Source organism: Emticicia sp. 17c (genome assembly GCF_037153985.1).
In the GTDB taxonomy this organism is placed as follows: domain Bacteria; phylum Bacteroidota; class Bacteroidia; order Cytophagales; family Spirosomataceae; genus Emticicia.
The window spans coordinates 398648-405650 of record NZ_JBBAYI010000004.1 but is presented as its reverse complement, the minus strand read 5'-3'; the positions used below and the strand labels follow the sequence as shown (position 1 = coordinate 405650).

Here is a 7003-nt window from a genome sequence, read left to right as displayed (position 1 = left end):
GATTGGCCTTCACTCCTTTCAGCACCTGACTCTTGCCGCTTTGCCAGATGATTTTTACCTGAGTGACCTCAGTGGTTTTACCCAAACCGAAATGGGCCACAGGTTCTACTGAGGACAGGTAACCACGGTATGGAGTATGTTCATAAACCTGTTTCTGCCCGTTGCCATACTGGATTTCGACCCATGCCCCCAAGCCCATCACATTGGGGCTATTGCCTTTGAACTGAACCCGAAGGTAGTTGCTTTCCTGTGGTTTAAGCTGAATGGAGTTGTTGCGATACACTGAGGCCGAATCGTTGATGTTGTTAACGATGTAATCAAGGTCGCCGTCGTTATCCAAATCTGCATACGCTGCCCCGTTGGATGATGTAGGCTGTGTGATACCCCACTTATCAGTTACATCTTCAAACTGGAAATTACCTTTATTATGAAAGGCATAGTTTTTTAGTTTAATAACAGGTACATACTCAAGTAAGGCTGTTTTTGACATTAACCCCATTACCTGATTGCGATATGCCAGAAAATCCTGATCGGTAACATCACGTGGGAAACCATTGGTAATAATAATATCACGTAGGCCATCATTATCGAAATCGGTTACCATTGGTGTCCAACTCCAGTCAGTTTGTGCTACGCCTGCCAGCAAGCCTGCCTCGCTAAACATCGGCTGACCAGTTTTAGGGTCACGTCCCTGATTGATTTGAAGCGTATTACGAGCATATTGGTATATATAATTGTACTTATCGTTGTTTTGATAAGTTATATAGCTATTGGCTGGGGTCATCATCTTCTTGCGATTATTGGTAGCCGGCATCATGTCGAGGGCTATCATATCGACCAAACCATCATTATTAATATCGGCTACATCGTTACCCATAGCCGAATAAGAAGTATGTTTGAAATAATCGTGGGCTTTCTCGGTGAAAGTACCATCATGATTATTGATATAAAGTAAATCGTTTGTCAGGAAATCGTTAGTGATATAAATATCTTTCCAACCATCCTGATTAATATCTGTGATATTGATTCCTAGGCCATAGCCTTCATCAAAAATCTTTGCCTGTGTGGTAACATCTGTAAATACAGGATGATTTTTAGTTTTGTCAAAATCATTTCTGTAAAGTTTGTCATTTCTTACTGACGAGCCGTCGGTTACCTTATCATGAAACTGATTAGGATAACGGTTATCGTCCATTTCATTTACGAGAACATATAAATCTAAATCGCCGTCGTTGTCGTAGTCAAAAAATACGGCGTTTGTGGTATGTGTGGTATCGGCAACGCCATATTCCTGTGCCATTTCCTTGAACGACGGAATACCATTCCGTCCTACGCCCTGATTAATATATAGTAGATTCGCCCTTTGGCCTGCTACTTTTTTTGCGGTTGCGCAAACGTAGATATCGAGTAGGCCATCGTTATTAATATCAACTACTGCTACACCAGAAGACCACCGACCTGCGCCATCGACGCCTGCTTCTTTGGTAATATCTTCGAATTTAAAATCGCCTTTGTTGAGATATAATTTGTTAGCAGTTGTATTACCAGTGAAATATACATCAACAAGTTTATCATTGTTGAAATCACCCAATGCTACCCCGCCTCCGTTATAGACATATTCAAAAGCAATGATGTTAAGGGTATCGTTTTCGGTGATTCTATTGGCAAAAGAGATACCCGTTTTATCGGCTGGGAGTGAAGTAAATACGGTCTCCTCTTCCTGACAGGAAACCAGAACAGAACCAGTAATGAGTAGAGTTAGATATAAAAGAGACTTTTTCATACTTATATGATAGGGAATTAAAAAAGAGATGGCAAGATACCATCTCTTTCTTATTTAATAAATAATCAAAGTTAGAATTAATATCCTGGGTTTTGAGTCAGGATTTTTTCTGATTGATTAAGAAGGTCCATTTGTCCTTGAGGAATTGGCAACAATGCATGTTTAGCTTGGTAAACAGAGCCACCTAGTGTATTAGGAAGTTTTTTGCTTTCATAAGTTAAGTAAGCATTAACTTCTTGTACATCAACACCCCAACGAACTAGGTCGAAGAAGCGGTATCCTTCACCAGAAAGCTCAAGTTTACGTTCGAAACGAACAGCAGTACGAGCTTGTGCTTGGCTTGTCCAAGGAGTGTCATAAGTAGCAATTACATATTTAGCAGCCGGAGCACCATTTTTCGTTACGAAGCCAGCTGGATTAGCAGCTCTTGAACGAATCATGTTTACATATTGGCGTGCTTTTTCAAGGCTTCCTACTTCAACTTCAGCTTCAGCTGCCATTAACAATACATCAGCAAAACGGATGATAGTAAAGTTGATAGCTGTATAACCAGGAGTCCATGAGCTGTTATCTTGGTTTTTACCTATGTCAGTTCTGTAATAAGCATATTTTTTGTTTGAATACGGGCCACCGTTAGGTTGGTTACGAATCCAGTCAGCACCTGGGTGATCGATCCAGTCTAGGTAAGGGATACCACGACGACCAATTGAGTGGTCGATACGAGGGTCAAGGTTACCTGCATCTGGAGTGAATGGGTCTTTTGACAAGATACCCATGTCAGTTTTAACTTCGTTACCTGCGCTGTTATATGAACCATCTAATAATGGTAAACCTTTAGCATCTGTACGGAAAGAGTTTCCTAACTCAAAGCTTGGTTGGAAGAAACCGCAGCAGTTACCAGGGCCATTAGGACCAGTGTTGTAAGGCCAGTTAAGGTCAAACTCAGGGTTAGCATTGTTTACGCTACCTGTGTTAGCAGCAGCTTGGATAGCGAATACAGACTCAGCGTTGTTATCGTTATCAGCTCTGAAGATATCAGCATATTTTGCATTCAAGGCATATTTTTTACCGTTAGTAGTTTGCCCGTTTGCAATGATTAGGTCAAACAATGCTTTAGCATCGTTGAATTTCTTCTGGAACATATATGCTTTAGCTAATAATGAAGCAGCAGCCCATTTGTTAGCACGACCTACCGAAGTTTGTGTTTCAGGAAGGTTGTCATAAGCATATTTCAAATCAGCTTCGATTTTAGGCCAAAGGTCTTGGTCATTTTTCACTTTTTCGATACCTGAACCGTAGTCAAGAGTTTCGTCAACGTAAGGAGCGTTTTTGAAAAGTTTGTTTAGTTCAAAGTAGTAGTGACCTCTCAAGAAACGAGCTTCAGCAGAAATTCTTTTCTTATCGGCATCAGTTACATCAGCCTGAGCTGTTTTTAAAAGGTTCAATACTGAGTTAGCACGAGCTACACCTTCATAGATACCACCCCACGCATCGCTGATAACACCTTGTGTTGTAAGGTATTCGAAGCGTTGGATTGGGTTGATATCACTGAAGTCACCCGGGTCAGTACCTTTGTTAGCATCACCACCACGAATACTACCCCATACCCAGTTGGTTGGGCTGGCCATACGGTTGGCACGACCATTCAATTGCGCATATACCGCAATTAAAGCCCCCTCGATACCTTTTTTAGAAGACAATTGTGCTTGAGCCAATGAAGCCGTAGGCTTTATGTTCAAGAAATCATCATTACAGGCAAAAACCAGACCCATCGTAGTGACAGTTCCCAAGATTGCCCATTTTAAATTTTTAATTTTTTTCATGATATTTTTAATAAAATATTTTTTTTAGAATGTAAATTGAATGATTAGCAACTTAATTGTTTGACATTAGAAACCAATATTCAAACCAACGTTCCAGCCTGGTGTAATAGGCGCATTACCTAGGTCAATACCGAATTGAGTATCCGCGTTACCACCTACACCTGGGTCTAAGCCTTGGTATTTAGTAATAGTAAATAAGTTGTTAGCTGCTGCATAGATTCTCAATCTTTCCATTTTCCATTTTGAAACAAGGTTTCCTGGAAGTGTGTAACCGATTGCGATGTTTTGCATTCTTAGGTAGCTACCATCTTCAATATAGAATGAGTTAGATTGAGTGTTTGAGCTAAATCCAGAGTAACTTTCAAAGATAGGTATAGTAGCACCTAGGTTTGTTGGAGTCCAAGAATCTTTTACGCGTTCGCTGATAGCTGCACCACTAAATGTTGGGTAGAAATCAGTGAATAGTTTAGATACGTTGAAGATTTTGTTACCGATTGAGGTATATAAGTAAGTTGACAAGTCAAAGTTCTTATATGTAAAGGTAAGGTTCAAACCACCAGTAAATTTAGGAACCGGGCTACCTAAGTAAGTACGGTCAGCATCATCAATTTTGTTATCACCGTTGATATCAGCATAACGGAAACGGCCAGGAGCTTTACCATCTTGTGCAGGAGCAGCGTCAACTTCAGCTTTGTCTCTGAAAAGACCTACTACTTTGTAACCATAGAAAGATGATAGTGAGTAGCCCAATTGGTTTCTGATTGGGTTGATGTTACGGTAACCTGGGTTGATGTTAGTCAGGTAAGTAAGACCCGGAGCAATTGAAACGATTTTGTTATCAAGGAAGCTACCAGTTAAGTTGATTTCATAACCAACTTCTTTATGGATTTTACCACGGTTGATTACTTGGAAGTCGATACCTTTGTTTACCATTTTACCGATGTTAACTAGAGGCGCAGTAGCTCTGTAACCTGCAGTTTGTGTAATTGGTAACTGAGTTAACAAGTCTTTAGTATCTTTTTGCCACAATTCAAAGATAACGTCTAATTTACCATTGAAGAATGAACCATCAAAACCTAAGTTTTTAGTGATTGAAGTTTCCCATTTAGCATCTGGGTTACCGATACGTGTACGGTAGTAACCTTCAGCTACGCTTGAGTTAGTACCGTTGATATCATATACTGACTCACCGATGTTTGTACCATACAAGCTGAATTGGTTGTTAGGGTTAACGTTGTTAGAGTTACCCATTAAACCGTAACCACCACGGATTTTCAAGTCGTTGATCCAAGGTAGAGCTTTCATGAAGCTCTCAGACGAGATTCTCCACGCTGCTGAGAACGCTGGGAACACCCCGTAACGATTGTTGATACCGAAACGAGAAGAACCGTCACGACGAATCGTTGCAGATAACAAGTATTTATCGTTGAATGAATAGTTAGCACGAGCAAATAATGAATAGAAATTCACGCCTTTGTCATAACCACTATTTACAATTCTTGAACCTACTGTTGTCATGGTGATGTAATCAAGGTCAGTAGAGAATGGGTTCTGACCAGTTGCATCTATGTTACGGCCTTTACCTGTATTCAATGCTTCCTGACCAGCTAACAGGTCGATACCATGTTTACCAAATTTCTTTTTATAGTTAGCTGTGTTAGTGAATGTCCAGCCAAAGCCGAATCTTGCACCTTCACCATAACCAAATGCTGAGTTATTTTCAGAGTTTTCGTATTGTAGACGGCTATAGTTCCAGTAATATTGGTTACTGAATGTAGTACCGATATTACTACGTAGTGTTAAACCTGGAATTGGGTCGTACTCAACATAAACGTTACCAGAACCAATCATATTAAATCCACGGTTGTTTTTGATACCGTCACGAGCAGCAACTGGGTTACGTGGGTTGTTGAAACCTTTAGCAGCAGTACCAGCGTATCCGCCGAACTCATCATAAACCGGAATGATTGAAGGCATACGGAAAGCTGCAAGGAATTCGTTTTCGTCGTCAGCTACCCCTTTACCACCTTCGTCACCTTGTTGGCCTAATACTTCACGATAAGTTAACTGGAAGTTTTCACCGATACGTACATTTTTAAATACGTCGAATTCTGAGTTAGCGCGTAAGCTATAACGGTTGAATTGGTTATAAATCATAACCCCGCCTTGTTGTTGTGCAGCTAAGCCAAAATAGAAACGGCTTCTGTCACCACCACCTGAGAAACCTAAAGTATGACGGTGCATAGGAGCTACGCGAGTAATTTCTTTGTACCAGTCAGTACCTGCTTTGTTAGCTTTTACAACCTGATAGATAGGACCAGCCGCTGGGTTAACATTGTATTTTAGTTTTTCAGCTGCTAAATCAACAGTACCAATTACACCTGAACGGCCACCTACGTTGATATAGTCAGGGATAACAGGAGTTGCACCTGTACCGAACTGAGGGTGTGTTAATGGCTCGCCTGAGTTTCTTTTAGCGTTCCAAGTCCAGTCAGCGAAATCTTGTGGATTCATCATTTTCTGACCAGGGCCAGGTAATGTTGCACCATAAAGACCATCATAAGTAATGCTTAATTTTTTAGCACCTTTTTTACCTTTTTTGGTAGTATAGATGATTACACCGTTGGCAGCACGCGCACCATAGATTGAAGCTGAAGCAGCATCTTTTAGTACGGTTGTTGTTTCGATGTCATCAGGGTTAAGGAATTCAGTATTTCCCATTGGAACCCCGTCAACAACGTATAGAGGCTCGTTACCACCGAATGCACCAAAACCACGCACACGAACCTGGCTGGCAGTACCTGGCTGACCGTTGGTGATAACTGTAACCCCAGCTACTTTACCTTGTAACTGTTGCTCAACGTTACCTGATGGTACAGCTGATAAATCTTTTGTTTTTACGGTAGAAACAGAACCCGTAGTTTCACGTCTGCTGTCGATGGTATAACCAGTTACAACAACTTCATCAAGAGAAGAAGCATCGTCTTCAAGTGTAACATTGATTACGCTCTGACCTGATAAGGCCAACTCAACTGTTTTATAACCAATTGAGCTAACTACCAATCTACCTCCTGAATTAGGAACATTGATTTTGAAATTTCCTTCTGCATCTGAGATTGTTCCGGCAGTTGTTCCTTTTACAGAGACACTGGCACCAGGAATACCTTCTCCTTTTGAATCACTTACTTTACCACTAACAGATTTTTGTGCAAACGCTACTATAGACATAATCCAAAGTAGTCCACAAATCAGAGCACCCCGTATGGGCACAAAGTAGTTTTGTTTCATAGTTTTGTTTTTGTTAAAAAAAAGTAAAAAATAAATTGTAATTAAAGTTTTTATTTTTACACAATATCAAGATTTTCTTGTTTTTTCCTGATAAGTGTATCGAATACAA

3 protein-coding genes are annotated in these 7003 nt (G+C 40.5%); all 3 read right to left on the bottom strand.

The features are described from left to right. Positions 1 to 1783: CRTAC1 family protein (locus WAA15_RS11460; protein ID WP_337042884.1), on the bottom strand; the 1783-nt coding region annotated here is incomplete at its 3' end. 77 nt (positions 1784 to 1860) lie between these two features. Beyond that, positions 1861 to 3606: a RagB/SusD family nutrient uptake outer membrane protein gene (locus WAA15_RS11455; protein WP_337042883.1), complete on the bottom strand. Its 1746-nt coding sequence runs from the start codon at positions 3604 to 3606 to the stop codon at positions 1861 to 1863. A gap of 66 nt (positions 3607 to 3672) precedes the next feature. Then, a complete protein-coding gene (locus tag WAA15_RS11450; RefSeq protein WP_337042882.1) occupies positions 3673 to 6894 on the bottom strand; it encodes a SusC/RagA family TonB-linked outer membrane protein in 3222 nt (1073 codons plus the stop codon). Between the last annotated feature and the right edge of the window lie 109 nt (positions 6895 to 7003).